Annotated in this window: 18 protein-coding genes; 11 read left to right on the forward strand and 7 right to left on the reverse strand. The window is 59.5% G+C overall.

Translation table 11 applies throughout. The annotated features are described in order from the left end of the window. The first annotated feature begins 1 nt into the window (after window position 1). The 3 genes from EN990_RS11030 to EN990_RS11040 all read left to right on the forward strand — a co-directional run bounded on the left by EN990_RS11030 (window position 2) and on the right by EN990_RS11040 (window position 4822). Entirely contained in the window at window positions 2-2233 is a 2232-nt protein-coding gene (locus tag EN990_RS11030; RefSeq protein ID WP_127367998.1) for an exopolysaccharide transport family protein, read from the forward strand. Between the two features lie 184 nt (window positions 2234-2417). After that, on the forward strand, window positions 2418-3785 hold the full coding sequence (locus EN990_RS11035; RefSeq protein WP_013533110.1) for a lipopolysaccharide biosynthesis protein: 1368 nt from the start codon (window positions 2418-2420) through the stop codon (window positions 3783-3785). Continuing rightward, a complete protein-coding gene (locus EN990_RS11040; protein WP_127366183.1) occupies window positions 3782-4822 on the forward strand; it encodes a glycosyltransferase family 2 protein in 1041 nt (346 codons plus the stop codon). Before EN990_RS11035 ends, EN990_RS11040 begins: the two co-directional genes overlap by 4 nt. Window positions 4823-4903: 81 nt before the next feature. Here EN990_RS11040 and EN990_RS11045 read toward each other — a convergent pair whose 3' ends face one another. After that, a complete protein-coding gene (locus EN990_RS11045) occupies window positions 4904-5611 on the reverse strand; it encodes a helix-turn-helix transcriptional regulator (protein ID WP_013533112.1) in 708 nt (235 codons plus the stop codon). A gap of 213 nt (window positions 5612-5824) precedes the next feature. Between EN990_RS11045 and EN990_RS11050 the strand changes: the two genes are divergently transcribed. Beyond that, window positions 5825-7567 (forward strand): PAS domain-containing protein, encoded by a 1743-nt coding sequence (locus tag EN990_RS11050; protein ID WP_127366184.1) that lies wholly within the window; start codon window positions 5825-5827, stop codon window positions 7565-7567. Here the strand turns inward: EN990_RS11050 and EN990_RS11055 are convergent. Further along, window positions 7560-8234: a response regulator transcription factor gene (locus tag EN990_RS11055; protein ID WP_013533114.1), complete on the reverse strand. Its 675-nt coding sequence runs from the start codon at window positions 8232-8234 to the stop codon at window positions 7560-7562. The genes EN990_RS11050 and EN990_RS11055 overlap by 8 nt on opposite strands. Before the next feature lie 480 nt (window positions 8235-8714). On the opposite strand from EN990_RS11055, the gene EN990_RS11060 reads away from it, so the two are divergent. From EN990_RS11060 to EN990_RS11090, 7 genes are all read left to right on the forward strand, one after another. After that, window positions 8715-9437 (forward strand): sugar phosphate nucleotidyltransferase, encoded by a 723-nt coding sequence (locus EN990_RS11060; RefSeq protein WP_013533115.1) that lies wholly within the window; start codon window positions 8715-8717, stop codon window positions 9435-9437. A 39-nt stretch (window positions 9438-9476) separates the two neighbouring features. Continuing rightward, complete coding sequence (locus EN990_RS11065; protein ID WP_013533116.1) at window positions 9477-10613, forward strand: DegT/DnrJ/EryC1/StrS aminotransferase family protein; 1137 nt, start codon at window positions 9477-9479, stop codon at window positions 10611-10613. Beyond that, window positions 10610-11284, forward strand: a complete 675-nt coding sequence (locus EN990_RS11070) for a sugar transferase (protein ID WP_127367930.1) — start codon at window positions 10610-10612, stop codon at window positions 11282-11284. The genes EN990_RS11065 and EN990_RS11070 overlap by 4 nt, the downstream gene beginning before the upstream one ends. A gap of 87 nt (window positions 11285-11371) precedes the next feature. Continuing rightward, window positions 11372-12376: an SDR family NAD(P)-dependent oxidoreductase gene (locus EN990_RS11075; RefSeq protein WP_064994999.1), complete on the forward strand. Its 1005-nt coding sequence runs from the start codon at window positions 11372-11374 to the stop codon at window positions 12374-12376. After that, complete coding sequence (locus EN990_RS11080; protein ID WP_127367929.1) at window positions 12373-13602, forward strand: hypothetical protein; 1230 nt, start codon at window positions 12373-12375, stop codon at window positions 13600-13602. Before EN990_RS11075 ends, EN990_RS11080 begins: the two co-directional genes overlap by 4 nt. A gap of 16 nt (window positions 13603-13618) precedes the next feature. Further along, on the forward strand, window positions 13619-14881 hold the full coding sequence (locus EN990_RS11085) for a polysaccharide biosynthesis/export family protein (protein ID WP_063167489.1): 1263 nt from the start codon (window positions 13619-13621) through the stop codon (window positions 14879-14881). A 110-nt stretch (window positions 14882-14991) separates the two neighbouring features. Next, window positions 14992-15684, forward strand: coding sequence for a class I SAM-dependent methyltransferase (locus EN990_RS11090; protein ID WP_164753432.1), 693 nt, complete (start codon window positions 14992-14994; stop codon window positions 15682-15684). Window positions 15685-15743: 59 nt separating this feature from the next. On the opposite strand, the gene EN990_RS11095 is transcribed toward EN990_RS11090, so the two are convergent. The 5 genes from EN990_RS11095 to EN990_RS11115 form a co-directional block, all read right to left on the reverse strand. Beyond that, the gene (locus tag EN990_RS11095) at window positions 15744-16010 is read right to left on the reverse strand and encodes an acyl carrier protein (protein ID WP_013533122.1); all 267 of its coding nucleotides are present in this window, start codon (window positions 16008-16010) and stop codon (window positions 15744-15746) included. Between the two features lie 38 nt (window positions 16011-16048). Further along, on the reverse strand, window positions 16049-17602 hold the full coding sequence (locus EN990_RS11100; protein ID WP_164753422.1) for an AMP-binding protein: 1554 nt from the start codon (window positions 17600-17602) through the stop codon (window positions 16049-16051). Further along, window positions 17599-19620, reverse strand: coding sequence for an asparagine synthase (glutamine-hydrolyzing) (asnB, locus tag EN990_RS11105; protein WP_127367928.1), 2022 nt, complete (start codon window positions 19618-19620; stop codon window positions 17599-17601). Before asnB ends, EN990_RS11100 begins: the two co-directional genes overlap by 4 nt. Before the next feature lie 3 nt (window positions 19621-19623). After that, window positions 19624-20607, reverse strand: a complete 984-nt coding sequence (gene nadE / locus EN990_RS11110) for an NAD(+) synthase (RefSeq protein ID WP_281040637.1) — start codon at window positions 20605-20607, stop codon at window positions 19624-19626. Next, on the reverse strand, window positions 20604-23097 hold a 2494-nt coding region (locus tag EN990_RS11115), incomplete at its 5' end, for an AMP-binding protein (protein ID WP_127388298.1). The genes EN990_RS11115 and nadE, both read right to left, overlap by 4 nt.

The following is a 23097-nucleotide window of genomic DNA, read 5'->3' on the forward strand; positions in this document are numbered from 1 at the left end:
AATGGTAGGTTCCGCAATCAGCCCGATCCAGCTGCCACGGATCAATCAACCACCAGCACCGGTTCTCGAAGGCAGAGTGCACGTGCGGTCATTGCGCGAATATGTCGAGCCGCCCACCGCGTCGCGCCAACTCTTCGTGATTCTGGCAAGGCGAAAATGGTCTATTGTTGCCTTCGCTGTGTTGGGCGGGCTGCTGGCGGGGTTGCTTGGAAGTCTTCGCCCGGTTCTCTACGAAGCAACTACTCAGCTTATCATCGACGCCCCATCGCGCGGTTCACTGCCCGTCGGCGCCCCGTCTTCGCAGGACCTCGTCGATTCAAGCATAGATGACCACATCACGATGCTATCGTCGCAAGACCATCTGCGCCGCGTCATGGCGGCACTGCGCAAGACAGGTGCGGCTGAAACCGGACAGGACAATTCCGCTAGCGGGAATTCCCGGCTTGAGCCGTCTGCCATCCCTCCCCCGAGGACACGCTCGCTTGCCGGTGGTCTACTGGACCGACTGTGGCCAGGAGCGGACAAAACAATCAGCGATTCACAAGCCGAGGATGCCTCCGAATTGAGAGCCTTGCGGCAAGGAATGCGGGTCGGGCAGGAGCTGCGATCGAGAGTAGTCTCCGTCGCTTTCGCCGATGACAGTCCCGCGCGGGCGGCGCTCGTGGCCAACACATTCGCTCAGGTCTATGTCGACAATCTGATAAGGAGAAGGCAGGCATCCGACCAGCAAGAACTCGATGCGATCACCACCAGCCTGCCCAGGCTGCAAAACGATCTGCAGGCAGCGGCCGACCGCCTTGAGAAATATCGGTTGAGCCACGGAGCCATCGACCAAGGCTCGGCGGACAATGCAGCCAGGGAACGGGCCGACCTCAGCCAGCAATTGTCGATGTCAAACGCAGATCTCGCCGCTGTGGAAACTCGGCTGCGACATGTTCAGGAGCTTCGAGCGCAGGGGGCTTCTTTCGTCTCCGTGGCCGAAGCCATTGGCGGGCCTGAACTTGCCGATCTCGCGGCTCGACAGGCTCGCGCGCCTGCGGACCAAGAACTCAGAAACCTGACCGAAAGCAAGGTCGAACAAGGCATCGACAAGATTGCTGCGGACGCAAACATTTTCCGTGCCCAGATCGCCACTCTTGAGAGCCGGAAGGCCATTTTGGATGCGGTCATGGCCGACACCGCCAGCCGGCTTTCCGGGTTGCGGGTTCTCGAGCCGCAGGTCAGTTTGCTGACCCAGCGATACAACGAACTTCTTGGCCGGCAACAGGATTTGACGCGGCGTATCGGAGTTCCCTCGGCTGGAATTTCCATCCTATCGGCGGCATGGCCGCCGACCATCCCGCAGACCTTGCCCGCCATCTTCCTTGTTCCGCCCGGGATGATTGTGTTCGCTATACTGGGCGCGATTTTCGTCACGATGCGCAATCACTTCGATCGGACTTTTCGCGGTGAGACCGAGGCGGAAGCGGTGCTCAAGGTTCCATGTATGGGGCAGATTCCCGAAGCAGGCAGGGTGCATGCCAAACGACTGCGAACCCTTGTCCTGGGCGAGCGCAGCTCCGCCTATAGCCGCGCCGTGACGTCGTTGCTGATTGCTGCGGCGCCCAATGCGCTGAGGGCTCGTTCGTCGTACACGGCGCTTGTCACCTCCAGCGTCCCGGAGGATGGGGGGACCGAGCTCGCATGGAGTCTGGCGCTGGCCGGCACGCGGATGGGCGGCCGTGTTCTCTTGATCGATCTTGAACGCAAGGGCGTTCAACTCACGCTCGAGTTCCTGCATCAGTTCAGCGAGCGCAAGAGCCGCCATTCCTTCGCTGACTATGTCTGCAATCGCAGCAACCTGGAAAACGCCGTGGCCAGTCTGCATGAAATCGGCATCGACGTGATGACCGCTGCTCCGTCGGACGATCTGCTGGCGGTGTTGTCCTGCGAGGATGGGGGCAAAGTGATGGCGGATCTGCACTTGACCTATCGCATCGTCATCATAAACCTGCCGTCGGCGCTCGGGCGGCCGGAAGCCAAATTTCTGGCTGGATGGGCTGATGCGGTGCTTTTTGCCGTCCGATGGAGGAAAACGCCACGTACCCTCGCTCGCGGGGTGCTGGAACTCCTTCAGGGCAACGGTTCTCTTGCGGTACCCGTCGGCAGCGTCCTCACGCAAGTGAACTTGAAAAAACATGCTGGATATCGGCTCGAGGATAGCGCCGACCTCTTGCGCGAGCAGATAGCATGACCAAGCACAGGCTCGTCCTTGGGCCGCGGACGATCCGGGGGCGGTTCATCCAGGGAGCGGCCCGGACGATTCAGGGTGCAGCCTGTCCGCAGAGCGCGTCATTCAGGTGAATGATGGCAAGGTTCGGTGTGCATCGTAGGCTGCGGCAATCCCCGATATTTGCCTCCCTCGGAAGCGCGAACCGATGGCACTGAGCGACCTTCTGAGACCCAAGATGGTTCCCGCGGCCGACACAGCCATCATCGCTGTTCGGCCGAGCACGATCGGTTCGATCATTCGTGCAGCTGGTGAAGTGTCGGCGATGGCAATTGTCGGCCAACTCACCCTTCTTGCTGCGATTCCGGTCTTGGCGCGGCTCTATTCGCCTGCGGATTTCGGCATCTTTACGATTTATCTGTCGATTGTGAACATACTCGCCGGGGTCGCAGCATTGCGCTTCGAGGCGTCACTCTATGGGGTTAAGGGGAGCGCCCAGGCCTATGTGACGGTCAAGCTTATCCTTTTGGCTGTGTTCGTGACCACCGTCCTGGCCTTTTCGGCCGGACAGATGCTGTCGAACCTTGCTCCCAACCGCCTCGGCTCGCTTGCCTGGCTCATTCCGATCGGAATGGGAGGCGCAGGTCTGGTCGAAGCCATGAACTGCTGGAGCCTGCGTGCTGGGCTTTTGCGCGACTTTGCCCTTGGGCGGCTGATCCTGCCGGCGAGCATGGCTGCACTGCAATTGGTTTTCGGCATTGCCAACCTTGGCGGCGAAGCGATGATCCATGCCCATATTTTGAGCCAGTTCGTCTTTATCGGGTATATCGGTTATCGGGTGACGAGCTGGGAGGATTTGCGCGGCATCGCCCGGGCACCCTGGCGTGCGGTGTTCGAAAAGGCCCGGCGGGAATACAAATTTCCTCTGTTCGATATCCCCGCAACACTCGCGAGCATAGCGATCAACAATCTTCCGGCAGTTCTTGTCGGTGGGCTGTTCGGCACCGCATTTGCCGGATATTTGGGCGTGGCAACGCGCCTGGTTACCGGTCCAGTGACGCTGATCGCTTCACCGCTCAGCAATGTTTTTGTCGCCGAAGCAAACCAGAACAACAATCGTGGACACCTGCTTGGCGTGGCACGCGGGCTTCTCCTGCTGGCTGCCGGCTTTACCGCGGTGCCGATATTGCTGCTTGGACTCGCCGCGCCCTATGTGGTCGTTCCGCTCCTGGGCGAGCCTTGGATGCCCACCGCGGAAATCATGACCGCACTGGCGCTGATGGGCGCGGCACAAGCGTTGTCGACTCCGCTTAGCGACGTTCCCGCTCTGCTACGTCGGCAAGGAACAAGACTGGTCATCGACCTCGCACGAGCAGTTCTCGTGTTTGGCCCGTTGCTCGCCGGCGCCCAGGCGGGCTGGCAGCCAGTCACCGTCATCTATTTCATGGCCGCCGGCGGCGCGTCGGGTTTCGCTCTGAAAATGGCAGCATCGCTGTATTTGTTGACCCACGACCCTCAACCAGCAGGCGCTGCAACGTGCATCCAACATGAATGTCTCGAGGAAAAAACACCATGAATTCGTCGTCGGTTGACAATCTTCAAGCGGCAGTTGCGGTCACCCAGCATGACCGTGCCAATGTCTCATGGTCACGCCCTTTTATCTCTGTCGGGATACCAACCTTTCGCCGGCCCGATACGATCCGCAGGGCGATCGACAGCGTCCTGGGTCAGGATTACTCCGATTGGGAGTTGGTCGTGAGCGACGACGAGGGACCGGAGGGCGAGACCTGGGCTATCGTGACCGACTATGCACGAAGCGAACCTCGCATCCGCATCATCGAGAACAGCCGAGGTCGCGGTCAGGTGGAGAACACCAACAACGCTATGCTGGCTTGCTCTGGACGGTGGATCAAGTTGCTGCACGACGATGACTGGCTTGCGCCAGGTGCACTCAGGACATTCGCCGAAGTTGCCAAACAGCACCCGTCGGTCGCCTTCATGACGTCTGCCGCAAACATAATCGAGGACAAGCGAGTGAGATTTCGCCAAGTCCCCAAGGAGCAGGAAGCGATCTCCCTTTATTCCAGCCAGCAGTGCCTGATGGACCTCTATCTGGTGCGCGCGACACGCTGCCTGGGGATCATTCCATCCACATTGCTGATCAACAGCGACGTCATTCGTGCCGGCTGCTTGATGCGCACGCACAAAGAGATTCCGGCCGGAGTGGATCAACTGTTCTTCGTCGATCTAGCCAGCCATGGGGACATGGTGGCGATAAGCGATCCGCTTACCTTTTATGATGCAACGAGCCATCCAAGCATTACCACGTCAAAGAGTTTCCGCGAGGTCGACGAAGTGACTCTCGCCGTCAAGCAGCTTAACTGGAATCTCATCAAAGACCGCAACCATCTCCCGCCTCCCGAGACATTGCTGCGGGCGCTGCGGGTTGCTCGTATTCCCATGCGGTTCCACCAGCAGTCCTGGTTGACTACGTTCCTGGATGGGATTCAGATCTTCCGGCCTTCCGTCATGAAGGTGGCGGGCTGGCACGTGCTTAATCACGTGTTTGCAATCCGCCCAAGATTGGGCCGGGTGCGCACGCGACGGCGGTAAGGTGAGGCTGGCCGACAAGCACATCAGCGACAGATTGCGCGCACAAGCCTGTTGTGCGCGCGCATGGTAAAGGCGTTTGCCTCACGGCAAAACGCATATGCGCCCAAGAAGAGCTACCAGTTCCGCCTGTCGCCGTGTTTCGGTCTTGGCGAACAGCGACGCCAGCTGCGACCTTATCGTGGTCCGGCTCAAGCGCCGCTTGCGGGCTATTTCCAAAGGGGCATCGCCCTGCGCCAAGCGCAGTGCGAGCTGCGTTTCGGCACTCGTCAGACCAAACATTCTTTGCAGCGTCTGGGGATTTGGCCCGGACCTGTTTTCACGATCCAGCAGCGCCACGATGCTTGTCGCGTCAGGCGTTGCTATGCCCTTCTCGTTCAATATCAGGGGCCTGTCGCCCATACCTCGGATCACCACCCATGAAAGCGTGCCAGGAGAAAAATTGCCCGGCACGTTTGCGATCAGCCGTCTCAGCGCAGCAAATACCTTGCTGGCCGTATCGGCTGCCTCGCCTTCGCGCTCCAAGGTGTTTTGAGCGGCTGAATTCCACTCCATGACCTTCCTGTCGCTGTTCAGGATCAGGTAGCCACAACCGATGCGATCAAGCATTCTCACCACAGATGCAAGGCTGCTCTGCCGTGGCTCGACAGCAACGCTGTCGAACCGTTGCGGTGCTTGATGCCAAGCGGAAGCATGCTCACCTTGCGTTCTCAAGGCGGAGACAGGCTTTCCCCCGAAACTTCCATATTGGCGACCAAGAATTCCATCATCTTGCCTACCAACCAGTGCCATTTTCTTACCTCCCGCAAAACGGCAACGCCTCCCAGTCAAAAGGAGGTGCCTTAAACATGTCAGTCAGGTCGCTTGGAGAGTAGCGGTCCGATCCGCCCCCGACATCGGACAAAATGCGCGCTACAATCCCGGGGAACAATCCTGCGGTCGGACTAGTCTGTACGCTTTTCGGTCTAATCTCGACGGACTAGTCAGAAGGTTATAGTCTGGCACATGCGTTTGCATTCGCTCAGTTTGCATCCGAACAGCTCAGGCAAGTTGCTGACCCGCCTTGCCTCGATGTCGCTCCTGATAGCGACACTTGCAGTCGAGACAGCGCTGCCGACCTCTGTGGCATACGACATCGGTTTTTTTGAGTTTGTTCCCGCCATTATTGCCATCTCATATCTCGAAGATCGCATGATCGCTCTTGCGGCAACATTTGTGATGGTTGCCGTCGGCTTGTTGACGCGGGATGTCCTGCACCATCCAATCGATGTCGGCCTTTGGGTTCAAGCCATTCTGCTGCTGGTTGCAGGGGGGATGATCGCCCTGACTTTCCACCGGCAGAGGCAGGACTACCGCACCCTTTTGCAGGTTGCGGAGGCTAGACTCGCGGCCTTGGAAGCAACCGAAAACAGGTATCGCTGGGCATTCGAACGTGCCGCCATTGGCTTTGCCAACATGAATGAGAACGGAGAGTTGCAACGGTCCAACAAGCGTCTTTGTGAGATGACAGGGTATGTCGAGGAGGAGCTTTCAAGTCTGCCGCTCAGCGCACTCGTCCACCCCGACGACAACCACACCTTGGCGGAAGCGTTGACTCGCCTGAAAGACACGACTTCGTTCGGCTCGGAGATCCGTCTCCTGAGAAGAGACGGCACGATTTTGTGGACAAGATTGGCCCTGTCTTTGGCCGTGCCAGCCGATGCTCTCCCTCAAAGCATTTTTGTAGTGGTGGACGACATATCGGGAGAGCGAACCGCCCGCGAGGCACTCCGGGCTCAGAAGGAATGGTTGGACCTGGCGCTATCGTCAAGCCGGTTGGGAACATGGCGCATAGATTTCGAGAGCGGGTCCGTGAAGGGCTCAGCCGCGTTCTGGGAAATGATGGGGCTGGCACCCGCGCCGAGCCGTCCATTGCAGGAATTGACTGCGGTCGTTCACCCGGCCGACTTGCCTAATCTGATGGCCCCGGGAGAGCTTGCATCAGGCGCCGACTATGACGCTGAGATCCGCATCAGGCGAACTGGCGGACATATCCGCTGGATTGCTCTTCGGGGACGGGACGAATTGCGCGACGGTCGTGCACAGCGAATAGGAGTCGCCGCGGATCTCACCGATCGGCGCATAACCATTCTGCTGCGGGCTGCGGCGAAGAAGCGAGAGCGGGCCATGCTTGAACAGCGCCATAGGCTCAACAATCTGTTTCCGGTGATCACGGCGCTTGTGAATATGGTTGGTGCCCCCGACAATGATATCGCCAGCTATAAGCAGACACTGATCGAAAAGATCGGCGCACTCCAGGCGACGCATCTGCTTCTTTCACGCGATGGCAGCCTGTCGGCTTCCCTGCGTGACCTCATCGTTCAGGAATTGCAGCCCTATATGGGGACGCATGACATTTCGATCAGTGGACCCGAAATAAAAATGGCTGAGGGTTCGGCTGAGAGCTTCGCAATGATCGTTCACGAGCTTACGACCAATTCCGTGAAGCATGGGGCTCTCGGCACTCCGGCAGGACGGATCAAGGTCGTGTGGCAATTCGTGGCCCAGGAGCCCGGCGCCGACATAGTGTTTGAATGGTCGGAATCGGGAGAGCGCCGGGTCTCCACCTCGGCTCGGCGTGGTTTTGGGTCGTTGATTATCGGAGCCGGCGGTGAGCCTATCGTGGGCCACTCTTCCAAGCTTGAGATGCTGGATCACGGACTGAAATATTCGGTCCGGCTGCCGCCAAAAGCAATCGGCGCTAGTTGATGTCCCTGGCGGCCCATGTCTTCAGCAAAACCGCGGCTTCCGTCCGGTTTCGTGCCCCAAGTTCGCGCAGGACGGCAGCCGCATGAATCTTCGTCGTCGCTTCTGCAATTTCAAGAGAGCGGGCAATCTCTTTGTTCGAGTAACCTTCAGCCATCAACCTGAGGACTTCCTTCTGTCTGGACGTAAGCCTGCCCAGATTGTTGACGCTGATGGTCCTGTGGGGCATTTGCGTGGGAGCCTCGGATGGAAGGCGCACCGACTCCTTGGACCTTTGTGAAAGAAGTGCCGGAACGTAAATGCGGCCAGCCAGGATTTCGTTCACCGCCAGGACCACCTCCTCGTCCGTTTGGGACTTTACGATATAGCCATGAAGTCCAATCGAGAGGGCAGTTAGAATCTCGGCGCGTGAATCGGTCCCTGAGACAATTGCAAACCGTGTGTCGGGATGAGCCGGTAAGACGTCGCGAAGGTCGTCCTGACCGGACAGTCCCGGCATGTTCAGGTCGATGATGGCGAGATCAACAGGCGCCTGATCTTCAAGCAGGCTTATGACGGTATCAAAACACGCCGCTTCGAATATTTCCAAGTCTGGAATGCCGGCCATCAAAGCCAGTCGCAGCCCACGACGATACAAGCCGTGATCATCGGCGATGATAATACGATACATGAACCACCCACCTTTTGGCAGCCCGCATGTGTCCCTAGCTGCCGAAACCTCCCTTTGGATGGACTGTGCGGTGACCCAACACAGATCAGCCGCCCGCTGATCCCCCGTATGTCGACGCTCGCCGCCGCCCATCGGCACATTTCAACCTTCTAATATAGCTTACAATCGCACACATTTCAGGGCCAGATGTTGAAGTGTTTTTTTCGTACGAACGGTAGCGATGCCCTTCCGAGAAGGTCGTTGCCGGCGCCGGACATGTGAACAGTTCCCAGCTCTGATCGCCCTGCCGCGCCCATGCGCTGCCAACTGGAATATTGAATCAAAAGGCCGGGAAAGTGCCATTCAAATGCACGACGACGCCTTCTCAAGCGCCACTTACCATCGCTGCACTCCGGAGAGGCAAAACCAACACTGGCGTGCCTTCCGGCCGGGTGGGTTGGACCCATCACACCGCGACAGTCGTATCAATAGGAGGACGAGATGAAAGCGGTCATTCAGTGCGGTGGAATGGGAACACGCCTTCGGCCTTTCACATCCATATTGCCCAAGCCTCTCATGCCGATCGGTGCTCGACCGGTTCTTGAATTGCTTTTGAAGTGGCTGCGGCGGAACGGCATTCAGGAAGTCTACGTCACGACCGGCTATCTGGGGCACTTGATCCGCACCGTATGCGGGGACGGATCCCAGTGGAATCTAAGGATACGCTACACCCAGGAACTGGAACCTCTCGGCACCATTGGCCCACTCTCCCTGATCAGGGAGGAACTGGACGAGCCGTTCATTGTTCTCAATGGGGACGTACTTACCGATCTCAGTCTCAGCCGGTTTGTGGCATCACACCGCACACACACGGATCCAGTCACCATAGCCACCGCATCCCGCGTCATCAAGATGGACTTCGGCGTCATCGACGAGGTCGACAATACCGTTCAAGTATTTCGTGAAAAACCGACGCTATCCCATCTGGTAAGCATGGGAATATATTGCATGAATCCAGACGTTTTTCGTTTTATACCTGACGGCATCGCCTTCGGATTCGACGATCTCATGCTGCAGATGATGCAAAACGGCACGAATGTGCACGTCTACAAACATGACGGGCTTTGGCTGGATATCGGACGCGTTGAAGATTTTCAAAACGCACAAACCATTGCCTGGGAAGAGCAGTCCGCATCGATCGAGGTCTCGGCAGCGGCCGCTTGAGGGCTGAACGCTCGACCACGCCAACATGAGGAGGTCGTAATGCTCTTGGTCAGCGCTCCTATTCTTGGCTTTCCGGAAAAGGCGGCCTTGGCCAAAGTTGTCGACAGTGGGTGGCTGACGATGGGGGACCAGGTACGAGCCTTTGAAGAGGCCTTCGCGGCCGTGCATGATGCGGTCGATTGCGTTGCCGTCAGCTCTTGCACCGCCGCCCTGCATCTCATTCTCCATGCACTTGGGATCGGTCCCGGAGACGAAGTTCTGGTTCCCTCGCTGACCTTCGTGGCGACCGCGAATGCAGTGCTCTACGTAGGAGCAACACCGGTATTCGTCGACATAGAGTCGGCCGAAGTGCCACTGATGTCCCTAAGCGACGCGGAAGCCAAGTGCACCGGACGCACCAAGGCCGTCATTCTCGTCCACTTTGCCGGCTACCTCGCCGACCGGGAAGAATGGCAGAGATTTGCCCGTGTGCGAGGACTGCATATCGTCGAGGATGCCGCGCATGCTCCCGGCCTTAAGGAGGTGGGGACTTACGGTGCGGCCGCGGCCTTTAGCTTCTACGGCAACAAGAACATGACCACCGCGGAAGGTGGGGCCGTAATCGCCCGGGATGCACAGCTCCGTGAAGCGATCCGCCAGGCTCGCGGACATGGGATGACCAGCGGCACACATCAGCGGCTGAACAGCCGCACGCCGCAATACGATGTGACGATGCTCGGTTTCAATTATCGCATGGATGAATTGCGCGCCGCTATTGGCTTGGTCCAGCTTCAGAACCTGCAGGAATGGAATGAAATCCGGCGCATATTGGTCGTCCTCTATCGACGTCTGATCGCAGACTATTGCTCGGCTGTGACAGTTCCGTTCTGCAAACCGCGGACCTCGGCCTATCACATCATGCCTGTCCTCCTGCCACATGACGTCGACCGGCAAACGGTGATCGACCATCTGCGAACGAAGGGAATACAGACCACAATCCACTATACGCCCGTGCACCAGATGACGCTCTATCGCCAAATGTTCACTGAAATCCATCTGCCGAAGACCGAGGATTTCGCGCAGCGGGAGTTGACGATTCCACTACATCCGCAAATTACGGCAAGTGCGATCGAGTCGGTGGTTGTTGCGTTGGCCACCGCGATTGAAAGCAGCGGGCGCGCGGGAGCCGCGGCATGAACGCACTCGACGTGACGATGCATCGGCCCGCCGTAGCTGGCACCAGCCACGGAATTGCCAGGCGCGCGATGGATATCATCCTCGCCGCAGCAGCGGGAATGGCACTCGCTCCGCTGATGCTACTGATTGCTGTCGCACTCTTTGTCGAGGGTGGTTGGCCCGTGCTTTTCGCACAGACGCGCCTGGGTGCCGGCGCAAAACCGTTTCGCATGTACAAGTTCCGCAAATTCAAGACAACAGCCGATCCTTTCGGCCTTGCGCTGACCATGAACGATGACAGCCGGATGACGCGGATAGGCCGTTTTCTCGCGGCAACGAAACTTGATGAGTTGCCGCAACTGTGGAACGTTTTTACGGGAGACATGGCAATTGTCGGCCCGCGGCCGGAAAGCCTTGCCTTCGCCGATTGTTTCCGCGGCGGCAATGAAGCCGTCCTGCAGTGGAAGCCCGGCCTGCTCGGCCCGACCCAGGTTCTATTCCGTCACGAAGCCTGTTTTTACCCGCCCACCCTTGATCCGCTCCTGTTTTATCGAGAGGTCCTGTTCCCGGCCAAGGCAACGATCGACCTCGCCTACTATCCGCGGCGCACGATTGCATCGGACCTCGTCTGGATAATGCGAGGCTTCAGGGCGGTTTTCGGCGTGTCCCTGCCTCCCGCGGCGAGTGGGTAGAGTTGGAAGGTGAGGAGAGTTTGGCATGAATGGATTGTTGTTCGTTCGCCAGTTTGACAGCTCACACGATCAAAGGAGTGCACAGTCGTGAGCTATCGCGGCAGGAAGGTCCTGGTCACGGGTGCGGATGGATTTATCGGATCCCACCTCACGGAAGCGCTGGTGCACGAAGGCGCCGATGTCACGGCACTGGCCCTATACAACTCGTTCGACAGCCATGGCTGGCTGGACGATTTACCCGACCACGTTCGAAGCCAGTTGCAATGCATTCGTGGGGATGTTCGTGACAGCGCGTTCATCAACCGGATCGTGCGCGGCCAGGCGGCGGTGTTTCATCTGGCTGCGCTGATTGCGATTCCCTACTCCTACGCGGCTGCCCAATCCTATGTGGAAACCAATGTGCTGGGCACCGTGAATGTCCTCGAAGCGGCACGCCACTGGGAAACCGAACGCATTGTGCATACGTCCACGAGCGAGGTTTATGGCACCGCTCTGACCATGCCGATCGACGAATCCCACCCACTGCAGGGACAGTCCCCCTACTCTGCGTCCAAGATCGGCGCAGACATGATGGCGGCGTCCTATGCCAGGTCCTTCGATGTGCCGGTGGTCATCCTGCGACCGTTCAATACATACGGGCCGCGCCAGAGCGAGCGGGCCATCGTGCCGACCATCATAAGGCAGGCTCTGGACGAGAACTGTCCGGCGATCATGGTCGGCGACACCAGCCCTATCCGCGACCTTACCTTTGTGGAGGACACTGCGGCGGCATTTGTGGCGGCAGGGGCGGCCGAGCTTGAATTTGGCCATGCCTACAATGCAGGCAGCCAGCGCGCCGTCAGTGTCTCGGACGTTTTGGAGTTGGTGCTCGAGTTGAGTGGCACCAGGAAACCAGTTCGTCGAGATGAAAGCCGGATGCGGCCGCAAAACTCCGAGGTTCGCGCGTTGCTCGCCGATTCCTCGAACCTTGAAAGTAAAGTCGGATGGCGGGCACATACGAGCTTGCGTGATGGTCTGGAAAAGACCATCGAGTGGTGGCGCTCGCGCCTCAGCGAAGGCCGCGTCCGACGCGAAATGAGCTACATGACATGACCTTTCCGCGGCTCATACCAGCTTTGCTGTTGATGGCCGCGCTGCTGGCGCTGCACACAGCCGTAAACCGGCCGAGCGGTGCGGCAGGCACGGAGCCGGCAATGGATCTGCCCGCTTATCTGAAACCTGCAACTGATCCGGCGACAGGGATCCGCTTTACTCGGATCACTCAGCCCGGAGCGCTTGGCAGCGGAATTGTCTGCGGCAAAATATACTGCAGTCATCGCTACTCGAGCGCGCAAGCCTGGAATGCGGATCAGAGCCTCCTCGTCCTCATGAACGGCTGCAACGGCATGTGTTTCCTCGACGGGAAAACCTACCTCCCTTTGTTTCATCGCAACAAGTCGGGTGAGTGCGAATGGCGCCCTCGAAACGCGGAGATGATGATCTGTGTCGATGGTCAAAAGATTTCGATCTGGGCGCCCCGCACCAATCGTGAGGACATAGTGTATTCCGCAACGAAATATCGGGATCTCGAATTCGGCCCGTCCAAGGGAAATCCTAGTCGTGACGGCAACCGCATTGCCGTACGCGCGACCCGCAATGATGGAGCTGCTGTCGTTTTCGCATACGACATCGACCGGCGTCTGAAATACCCGGACATCGATCTCGCCCAGGTTGCCGGAACGACCAGTTCCTGCACCATTTCTCCGCTCGGAGAGAACATCCTGTGTTTCCAAAATCTGGTCGACGGCACCGAACAGCGAGCCATTTTCGCAGTCGACGGCACCCTGCGCCAAACGTGGAAGGATCATCATCGGCCCGGCCATGGCGATTTGACTCTCGATGCGGATGGCAGCGAAATTTACGTCGGAACCAGCAAATCCGCTCCGGACAAATATCAGGTGATCAAGCGTCGGCTGTCCGATGGAAAGGTCACGTCGCTCACGAAGTACGGTGAGGCCGAGCATACGTCGCTGCGTGCTTTGGACAGGCCCGAATGGGCATTTATAAGTTACGGGGGCAATCCCGATGAGGTTCGGAGCCACCCGGACTGGGCGCCATACACGCGTGAAGTGATCGCGCTGCGTGTCGACGGTCGTCAGGAGGTCCGACGCATCGTGCAGACGCGAAACGCTCCGTTCGACTATTGGAGCGAGACACATGCCTCACCGTCCCCTGATGGGTCGCAAGTGATCTGGTCGAGCAATTGGGGGGTGCCTGGTGGACCGGTCTACGAATTCGTCGCCCATCTCGATTGGCCGCAGCAGCCGGGCCTGAATTAAAGGGAGATTGCCATCGATGGCCTTCGTTAGCCGAATTTTCTTTGCAGCCCTTGCCGGCTGCCTGGCCCTGGATATCGCAGCCGCGGCTGAAGCGCCGGTGGCCTATAAGCTGTCGCCCGGCGATACGGTGGAGATAGGAATAGCCTCCATAGCGGAGCGAACGCAACGCGCGATCGTGCAAATGGATGGCTCGATCGCGCTGCCCGAGTTCGGGATGATCCCGGTTGGCGGGCTGACGCCGGCAGAATTGCAGACGCGCATGGAGGCGGTGCTGCCAACCAAGATAGTCCATCAGCGCCTGCCTGATGGACGGGAGCAAATGATCGTCATCAAGCCGAGCGACGTCACGGCCGTGATCGCGGAGTACCGTCCGATCTATGTGACTGGCGATGTGCTGACACCAGGGCAGCAGACTTACCGGCCACTCATGACTGTCCGACAGGCAATTGCCGTCGCCGGCGGTTTTAGTCTCCTGCGGTCTCGGGCAAGCCAAAGCGGACCTGATCCCGTTGATCTGCGACGCGACTACGAGTCGATCTGGGGGGACTACATCAGAGACTACTTTCATGGCGCGCGCATCCGCGCCGAACTTCAGAACCAGGCAGAATTTGACATGCAACCGCCGCAAGGCTCGCCCCTGTCGAATGCATTGATATCGGCGGTCGCGCAGGCGGAAGCGGAGGGCCTCAAGATTTCGCTGAACAATTTTCAGCAGGAGCAAAGCTATCTCGACAAGACCGCCAAGGATGCCGAGGCTCAGGTCGAAGTTCTGCTCAAGCGCGAGCAGACGGAAGCGGCCGCGGTGAAACAGGATGAGGACGATCTTGCGCGGGTCACCAAATCGTTCGAATCGGGCAACCTGACCAACAGCAGGCTCGCCGACGTCAGACGTGCCGTGCTGATGTCGTCGAGCCGGGCGCTCGAGACCTCGGTCGAACTGATGAGAACGCGGCGCCAGCAGGAAGACTCCGTCAGGCAGCAGGAACGCAATGAAAATCAAAGAAGGATCGGCCTTCTGAACGAATTGAGGGACACCGACCTTCGCCTCGCCGAGACCACTGCAAGGCTCCACGCAGCCAGCCAGAAGCTTCAGCCATCAGGGGCGTCCGCGCTTCCACTGCCCGTCGCCGGCGAAACCTTTCAGGCGCGGATCACAATAACCGGCGGGGCCGGCGACGCGTCAAGAGGTCGACCGGTCGACCAGGACACCGAGGTTGCGCCTGGAGACACCATCGAGGTGAGGTTCAGCAGCGAACTGCAGAGCGCGGCGATCCAGTAGTTGCGCGGACGTGAACCGAGCCGGGAACGACGTTGCTGATGGCTCGCCCATGGCATGAAGACCGGGCGCCTGAGAAATCAACATGGGGAAATCAAGAAAGCGGGTTTGCCGTGATTGGTGAAATAGATGTCGCCAGCGCCTACAGCACCGGCCGCACCGACTTCATGGGGCTGAAGTTGGTTGTCGCGCCCGGCGTGCTCGTCCCTCGCCCGGAGACGGAACTGCTCGGCAGCACCGCCCTCAATGTCCTTCGTGAACTTAACAGGCCGGTACCGCGTGTCGTGGACATGTGCTGCGGGGCGGGCAATCTCGCCTGCGCCATTGGATACAAGGTCCCCACCGCGCGCGTCTGGGCGAGCGATCTTACCGACAGCTGCGTCGAAACCACCTGCCGGAACGTTGCCCATCTTGGCCTGGCCGGACGTATTTCGGTGCTACAGGGCGACCTCTTCAATTCCTTCTCGGGTCTGGAGCTCGAAGGTACGATCGACCTGGTCGTCTGCAACCCGCCTTACATCTCGGAGAAGCGGCTCGAAAACGACCGCGCGCATCTGATGGAACTTGAACCCCGTGAGGCGTTCGCTGCCGGGCCTTACGGCCTGAGCATTCATATGCGGGTGATCAAGGAGGCGCAGCACTATCTGCGGCAAGGTGGCATGCTACTTTTCGAGGTCGGGCTTGGCCAAGACCGGCAGGTCATGAGTTTGGTTGAGCGTTCCAAAGCCTATGAGAGCATTCGCACGGTTGCGAACAAAGCCGGTGAAGCCAGGGTGGTTTGTGCACGGGCCAAAGCGTCAGCGTGAGCCGCGCCATGGGTTTGCGCGCCCGGTTGGGACGACGCCCTCAAGCCGTAGCCCGGCGATCAGTTTTCCTTGCTGACCACGTAACGTGCAATTCCCTGGATGGAATCGAAATTCTCCGGCAGAAGTTCACTGTCCTCGACAGTGATGCCGAATGTCTCCTCGACGAATCCGATAACTTCAAGCACTCCAGTCGAGTCTATGATGCCCTGGTCGAGCAACGACGTTTCAACTTCCAGCGCACGCGGGTCGGCTACGTAGAAGTTTGACGCCAGAAAGGCGCGGATTTGATCGCTGTAGGTGTCAATTCTGTTGTTCGTGCTCAGCATTGAATTGGCCTCCGATCCAAATAATTCCGTAAATTGCTTTATGACAGCGCCATTTTCTTGAGCTTGCCCGTGTCCGTCATCGGCAGACTGGACACAATTTGGATGGACTTCGGAATCATGAAGTTTTCCAATCGCTTTTGACATTCCATCCGCAGCTGCTTTTCGCCCATGATCGTTCCTTGCTCCATGACGACAAACGCTTTCACTGCTTGCCCCAGCAGGTCGTCAGGTACTCCGACAACCGCGGCTTCCCGTACTCCCGGGATTTCCATCAGCACGTTTTCGACTTCCCTAGGCGCCACCTTTTCTCCCCGCGATTTTATGATCTCATCGCTGCGGCCGACAAAATAGAGGTAGCCTTCCTCGTCCATTCGGCAGTAGTCGCCGGTGTACAGAACCTGCTCGCCGGGCAAAGGACCTGGCTTGAGCTTCTTCGCGGTAGCCTCCGGCTTACCCCAGTAGCCCTTCATGACCGTTGCCCCGCGGATGACCAACTGACCGACGACATTGGGACCAACCCTTCGGTCATCCTCATCGACAATCCACATTTCGGTGTTCGGGATGGCGATCCCCACGCTCAACGGTTTTCGGGCAAGATCGTCCGGCGGAAGATAGGTGCAGCGTTTGCATTCGGTCAGGCCGTACATCGAATAGATGCGGGCGGCGGCAAACAGTTCCTGGAGCAGGCGAATGTGCTTAAGCGGCAGGGCTGCCGCCGTGTTCGTGACATACCTTATGCTTGCAAAATCATTTGCCTTCAGCGTCCTGAGATCCGACAGTGCGGCAAAGATGGTCGGCACGCCGGGAAAGCCTGTAACTCTCTCCCTTTCGATGATCGCAAGTATCTGTGCGGGGAAGGCAAACGAGCGCTCGAGGACCAACCGCGCCCCGGTACGGAATGCCATTATCATCTGATAGAGGCCGTAGTCGAAGGCCAGGGGCAAGACATTGAGGATCACGTCGTCTTCGCCAAGCTCAAGGTACGAGGCGATAGACGTGCAGGCTGTCATCATGTTCCTGTGTGTCAGCATCACGCCTTTGGGTTCGCCGGTCGAGCCCGACGTGTAGATGATGGCTGCGAGATCGATATCGATGCGGCGGCGGGCCGGCGCTTTGCCGTGGCTGGCAGCCGCCTCATCCCAGCGCACGGCATGCGGCAATCCCCGGAGCTCGGCGTCGTCCACCTGACCGGAGACGATGAGCCGCCGCAGCGACGGACAGTTACGCGCCGGCTCAGCAAAGACCGGCTGCAAATGTTTGTCGGTGATCAATGCTGCCGGAAGGCAATCGTTGAGCAAATACCCCAGCTTGTCGCTCTTGGTGAGCGGATTGACGACGCACACAACGGCGCTCGCCTTGAGAACCGCCCAGAAGCTGACCACGGTCTCGACGGTGTTGTCGGCGAAGATCATAACGCGGTCACCGGGGGCGACCCCGGACGTGACGAGATGACGGGCGACCGCGCTGGAGCGTGTCTCAAGCTCGTCATAGGTGAGCCGGTGCTCGCCGCACACCAGCGCTACCTTGCCGCCGAGCCGCTCGGCCGAATGACTGAGGTAATCGTCCAGCAGAGGTACGGCGCCATGCATCATACCAGCACCTCTTCCCTGTGCAGGTGATCGACATCTATCCTGAGGTCGACCGCATGCGCGCTCGATGGGCGGCTTGCGACAAACTGCTGATGGAGGAGCTGCGTCGACAGCACGCCGACCATCGCCATGTTGTCCGAGTTGGACAGATCCCCATCGCCGGTCTTGGCAGCGCATTTGTCCAGCAGGCGCGCGACCGAGTTCGGATCAAAGACATTCGCCGCGCGCAGGGCAGTCTCGGAGAGTGCTTCGCGGACATAGGCGGGTGCGCCATCGCCCGTGAAGCAAAGTGCGTTGGGCGCCCGGTAGGGTTGCTTCTTGCGGGCCACGACTTCCGCGGGCACGATCGATTTCGCCACACGCTTCAGCACGTGTTTCTCATCCAGAATGCGCAGCTTGTAGTCGGGCGGAAGCGAATTCGCCAAGGCCACGAGCCTGTCGTCCAGGAACGGGAAGCGCCCCTCGACAGAATGGGCCATCAGCATCCTGTCACCCTGCGAGGAGAGCAGGTAGCCCGACATCAGCGTCCTGATCTCAAGATACTGGTCCTGCGCGAGAGGACGCCATCGTGGAAACTCTTCGGGCAGGCGGCCAAGCAGGTCTGCCACCACGTCGTGACGCGCCGCTTCGGCATGCATGTCGGCCGAGAACAGCCGTTTTATCGCGCTGGTGGTGCGCCAGCGGGTGTCATGCGCGAAGCCGGGCGTGCCAAATGCATGGATATCGTGTCCAAAGAACTGGCGCGCCATCGCCTGCTGCTTGACCGGCGACCGGCTCAGATAGGGGTAGAGGCGTTCCAGCAGTCGCGCGCGTCGGGCGGATGCGGGCTGCCGCCCCCAGAAACGGCGGACCTTGCCTTCACGGAACAGGTCGTAGCCGGCAAACATCTCGTCGGCGCCCTCGCCGGTCAGGACGACCTTGATGCCATGTTCGCGCACCAGCCTCGAGAGAAGGAACAACGGCGCCGGCGCGGTCCTGAGAATCGGACGCTCGGCGTGACGGATCACATCTGGGAAAACCTCGGCAATATCACCGCGCGAAACCATCACCTCGTGGTGCTCGCCGCCGCTCGCACTTGCAACCAGCCGCTGGTAACGGGTTTCATCATATTCGGCGTCAGCAAAACGCAACGAGAAGGTCTGGAATGGCGCGCCGGCGAAGCGCCTCCCGAGCATGGCGACAAGTGAGCTGTCGAGCCCGCCGGAAAGGTAGCAGCCAACCGGCACATCCGCCTTGACCATTCTAAGCGCCGTCGCGGCCTGCAAGGCGCTACGCACTTCGTCCACCGCATCGTCCAGTGAGCCGGTGAAGGTGCCGTGGGCCTGGTCCGCGATCTCGGGATAACAAGGTTTCCAGAAAGCGTGCTCACGAACGCTGCCATTGTCGTAGATGCGTACATGGCCGGGGGTAAGTTCCTTCACTCCCTGAAATACGCCTTGCGGCGGTACGACCGTCCACAGCGTGAAAGTCTGGTCTATCCCCGCCGGATCGAAGGCCCGCGGTATCGCCGGGTCGGCTGCGAAAATGGCCTTCACTTCGCTGGCGAAGTGAAGGCGGCCAGCATGTTCGCACAAATGCAGCGGGCAGATGCCGAACCGGTCGCGCGACAGGACGAGACGGCCTGTCAGCGAATCCCAGATGGCGAGTGCCCACTGCCCGTTTAGCCTCTCGAATGCGGCCACGCCCCAGGCGCGGTAGGCGTGCACGATGACCTCGGTATCGCTGCGGGTGCGGAAACGATGCCCCAGCGCCATGAGTTGTTCACGCAGCTCGACGTAGTTGAAGATCTCGCCGTTGAACACGATCCAGGTGGTATCGCCGGTGTCCGCGAGGGGCTGCTGTCCGGTCGAGAGATCGATGACCGACAGACGGGTATGCGCCAGCCCCGCCCGCCTGTCGCGGTAAACGCCGCTCTCATCCGGGCCTCGATGGGAGAGCGCGGCTGCCATTCGTAGAAGCGCGGCTCGTGAAGGAGGCTCCGCAGCCGCGTTCAGCGCCACAATTCCGGCGATGCCGCACATGGGTCAATCCCTGTCCATCGCAGCGGACAGCTGCGGCCGTGCGTGAAGGTAGCGGGCGGCGCGGCGTTTGCTGACGATATCCTTATAGACCTTCTCGACCTGCTCGGCCGTCAGGCCGGCGGCGGCGGCAACCACGCCGGCCGAAATTCCGTGATTCATGCCGTAGAGGCACAAATCCATCAGCTGATAGGGCAAGGCGAAGTAGAACTCCTCCTGGGTTTGCGCCATGGAAAACGTGTCCGTGGTCGGCGGCCTCATTCGGACCTCCTCGTCAATCCCGAGATATTCCGCCAGCTGATAAACCTGGGTCTTGTAGAGATGGACGATCGGCATCACGTCGGCGACGCCGTCGCCCTGCTTGACGAAGAAGCCTTGGTCATATTCGAGCCGGTTTGGCGTGCCTGCCACTGCATAGTTGAGGCGGTCCGCATGATAGTATTCAGTCATCTTGCGAACCCGCTGCTTGTAGTTGGTTGCAGCGACGATCTGCAGGTAAGCCGCCGGCGAAAGACGCACGGTGTCGATCTTTCCGTCCGGATCCTCGACGGTGAGGCGCGTGATATTAAGGCCGCTGCTCTCCAGCACCGATGCCATGACCAGCTTGCATTTCCAGCCTTCGCCATATCCAGGGACGGCAGTTCGGATGGCCTCCATCTGTCGGGCGTAGGCGCCGATGCCCTCGAGCGCCGGCTGGATATCCTCAAGGATTGTGTCGATGCCAAGCTGCCCGGCGACGCTGCGGCCAAGCCTCAACGAGTCGCCGGATGAATCGCGCTCCGGCATGAACAGGCCCAGTACCTTGTCCCTGCCGAACGCGCGTGCGCAGACCGTTGCGACGACCGAACTGTCGATGCCTCCGGAGAGCCCGACAACCACTCCGCGGCGCCGTTGTGTGCCGAGAACCTGTTCGCGCAAGGTCTCGACGATGCGATCGATCTCCAGCCGGGCATCGAGCGCCAGCACATCGCTGTTGAATTCCCCGATCAGGTCGATGACACTGCCTCCCGTTTCTGTGACTCGATTGAAGAGTAGGTCTCAGTCACAGCGTTTTCGATGAGCGGGCGATTGATGGTCAGATGGGGCTCCACGACCATGTCGATGTGAGTGCCGGCGATCGGAATGACGTCCAGATGGACGAATGCCCGATCCCACCCAAGTGCAAGCGGCATTCCGGGCCGCGCGCAACGGAACAAGGTGCCGGTGATCGGCAGTATCGGCCTGGGTTCTGTGAGCCACTGGAAGAAGGCGCGCGCGCGCAGAACTTCCTGCAGTTCCAGTTTGGTTCTGAAGCTCGTCGGGTTGAACTGACCCTCGGCATAGCGATCGAGGAAGCTGGCAAGCCGGGATTCGCAGTGCATTTTGACCGCGACCTTGGCAAGCGCGCGGCATGCCACTCGACTAGCCGATATACGATTGGTTCGGATCCGGTGAAATGTCCGGGTAATCGTCTCCCAACGCCTGCTGCGTTCGCCAACCAGGCTGGTATCCAGAATGCCCGTGAACGCTACCGCTCGCCCTTGATCAAGCAGACGCGCGGCAACCTCAAAAGCAACCGCTCCTCCGAGCGAGTGACCAAGCAGGCGAACACAGCCGGTCGGCTGCACGCGGTTGATATGATCGATTGCAGCTTCGACCATTGCGGCGACGGTGTTCTGACCTTGCAGGATCATGCCCAGGGCCGGATATCTGATGGGAGACACCCTGGCGACCTTGCTTATTGCCGATGCGAACGAAGCAAGGCTCGGACCATAGCCGACCGAGCCGGGGAAAAGGAAAAGCAGCGGAGGCTCGTGTTTCCAAGCGGGCGCGTGCTCGCCGCCTCCTTGAGCAGAAATGACCGCTGCAACCATCTCATCGAAGCTCATTCCAACCGTGAAGGCTTCCAATCCGAGCTCCTGCCCGATCGCGCTTTCGATTTCCATGACGCAGTGCAGCAGCTTCAGCGAATCTCCCCCCGCTTCGTCCCAACAGCCCAGGGCGACCCGCGTCTTGAGGACCTTGGTCCAGGCACGCCGTACGATCTGATGAGCAGGAACTTCATGTCCCGCATGGGGTATTTGCGGTGGGGGCGTGGTTTCCCGAACCGAAAGGTCAATTGCAGCCAGCGTTGTCATATCGATCTTTCCGCTGGGCAGTCGCGGTATCTCGGCGCTTGCATGGAGTCGCAACGGGCAAAGCGCCGGCGGCAATTTTGTCCTGGCAAGTTGGCGCAGCTCGTCGCAAAAACTGGCTCCCGCTCCGCTGTGCGGTACGGCGAATGCAACCAGTTCATTCGCCGGGGTGACGATAACCACGGCATCCTTCACCGACGGCGCGCCACGCAGAACCCGTTCGAGTTCGGCCGGCTCAACGCGCCGCCCATTGACCTTTATCTGGCGCCCTTTGCGGCCTATGATCCGCAGCAGGCCGTCACTCCCGATTTGCACAAGATCGCCCGTCGTAAAGATGCGAAGCGTCTGGTCGTCGGGGTCTACTTCAAACGGAACAACGGCCCCGTTTTCCCAATGTCCAAGCGCGACATACGGGCTTCTGATCAACAGTTCTCCGATCTTGCCGGGCTGAACCGGGTAACCCTCTTCATCGACCACTGCGAAGCTGATTCCCGGAAGCAGCCAGCCGACGGGAGCCGAAGAATCGAATTCCGGCCAATCGTGCGGCAAGAACCACTGCGATCCCGTCGTTTCCGTCGATGAATAGCCGATCTGCACCAGGCAATTTGGCGGGACAGCCTTGCGCACGAGGCGGATGTCGGCCGAAGATACCTTCTCGCCTCCAATTCGGGCAACTCTGAGCGAACCAAAGGCGTCCGCGGGTTCATCCGCCAAGAGAGCGCGAAGCAATGCAGGCACCAGATAAGTGATCGTCACGCCTTCGGATTGCATGCGGCCGCGAACCGCGCGCAGGCCGACGGCTTCAACCTCCACAAGCTGCAACGTGGCACCCGTGAGAAGAGCGGCAAGAATTTCCCGACAGCCGGCGATGGTTGCCGGGCCGGTCAGAGGCAGGAATACATCCTGTGCATTGATGTGGCACGCATCGACATATTGCTGCACTCGGCACAGCAAGTTCCGCTGGCTGTTGACAATCCCCTTGGGGCGGCCCGTGCTGCCGGAGGTATAAAGCACGATTGCCGGTGCATCGACAGAAACCACACGGTGTGCGGCTGGATGGGGCGTTGCCTGCAATGATTGCGCCATATCGATCCAGGCAACGTGCTGGGGCAGATCAAGGCCGTGGAGGCCTTTGTCGCCAATTATGGCGGAGAGCCTCGCGTCGGCGACGATTTCGTTGATGCGCGAGTCCGGATCTCGCACGTTAAGCGGCACTGACGGCCGACCGGATGCCATGCTGGCCAGCATCGCAACGGTGTACCAGACCGAGTTGGCCTGAAGTATTCCAACCGCATTTCCGTCGGGAACGACGGCTTCAATCCAGCCGGCCAATGCCTCGACCGCCCGAAAAAGCTCGGAATAGGTC

Origin of the sequence: Mesorhizobium sp. M7A.F.Ca.US.005.03.1.1 (genome assembly GCF_003997975.1) — a bacterium.
Lineage (GTDB): Bacteria > Pseudomonadota > Alphaproteobacteria > Rhizobiales > Rhizobiaceae > Mesorhizobium > Mesorhizobium ciceri.

Bases quoted from the DNA above. Each gene is read 5' to 3' on its own strand.
- EN990_RS11065 (WP_013533116.1), top strand. From the start codon at position 9,477: ATGCTCTTGGTCAGCGCTCCTATTCTTGGCTTTCCGGAAAAGGCGGCC.
- EN990_RS11070 (WP_127367930.1), top strand. From the start codon at position 10,610: ATGAACGCACTCGACGTGACGATGCATCGGCCCGCCGTAGCTGGCACC.
- EN990_RS11095 (WP_013533122.1), bottom strand. From the start codon at position 16,010: ATGCTGAGCACGAACAACAGAATTGACACCTACAGCGATCAAATCCGC.
- EN990_RS11045 (WP_013533112.1), bottom strand. From the start codon at position 5,611: ATGGCACTGGTTGGTAGGCAAGATGATGGAATTCTTGGTCGCCAATAT.
- EN990_RS11055 (WP_013533114.1), bottom strand. From the start codon at position 8,234: ATGTATCGTATTATCATCGCCGATGATCACGGCTTGTATCGTCGTGGG.
- EN990_RS11040 (WP_127366183.1), top strand. From the start codon at position 3,782: ATGAATTCGTCGTCGGTTGACAATCTTCAAGCGGCAGTTGCGGTCACC.
- EN990_RS11100 (WP_164753422.1), bottom strand. From the start codon at position 17,602: ATGATGCATGGCGCCGTACCTCTGCTGGACGATTACCTCAGTCATTCG.
- EN990_RS11080 (WP_127367929.1), top strand. From the start codon at position 12,373: ATGACCTTTCCGCGGCTCATACCAGCTTTGCTGTTGATGGCCGCGCTG.
- EN990_RS11050 (WP_127366184.1), top strand. From the start codon at position 5,825: ATGCGTTTGCATTCGCTCAGTTTGCATCCGAACAGCTCAGGCAAGTTG.
- EN990_RS11085 (WP_063167489.1), top strand. From the start codon at position 13,619: ATGGCCTTCGTTAGCCGAATTTTCTTTGCAGCCCTTGCCGGCTGCCTG.
- EN990_RS11060 (WP_013533115.1), top strand. From the start codon at position 8,715: ATGAAAGCGGTCATTCAGTGCGGTGGAATGGGAACACGCCTTCGGCCT.
- asnB (WP_127367928.1), bottom strand. From the start codon at position 19,620: ATGTGCGGCATCGCCGGAATTGTGGCGCTGAACGCGGCTGCGGAGCCT.
- EN990_RS11030 (WP_127367998.1), top strand. From the start codon at position 2: ATGGTAGGTTCCGCAATCAGCCCGATCCAGCTGCCACGGATCAATCAA.
- EN990_RS11035 (WP_013533110.1), top strand. From the start codon at position 2,418: ATGGCACTGAGCGACCTTCTGAGACCCAAGATGGTTCCCGCGGCCGAC.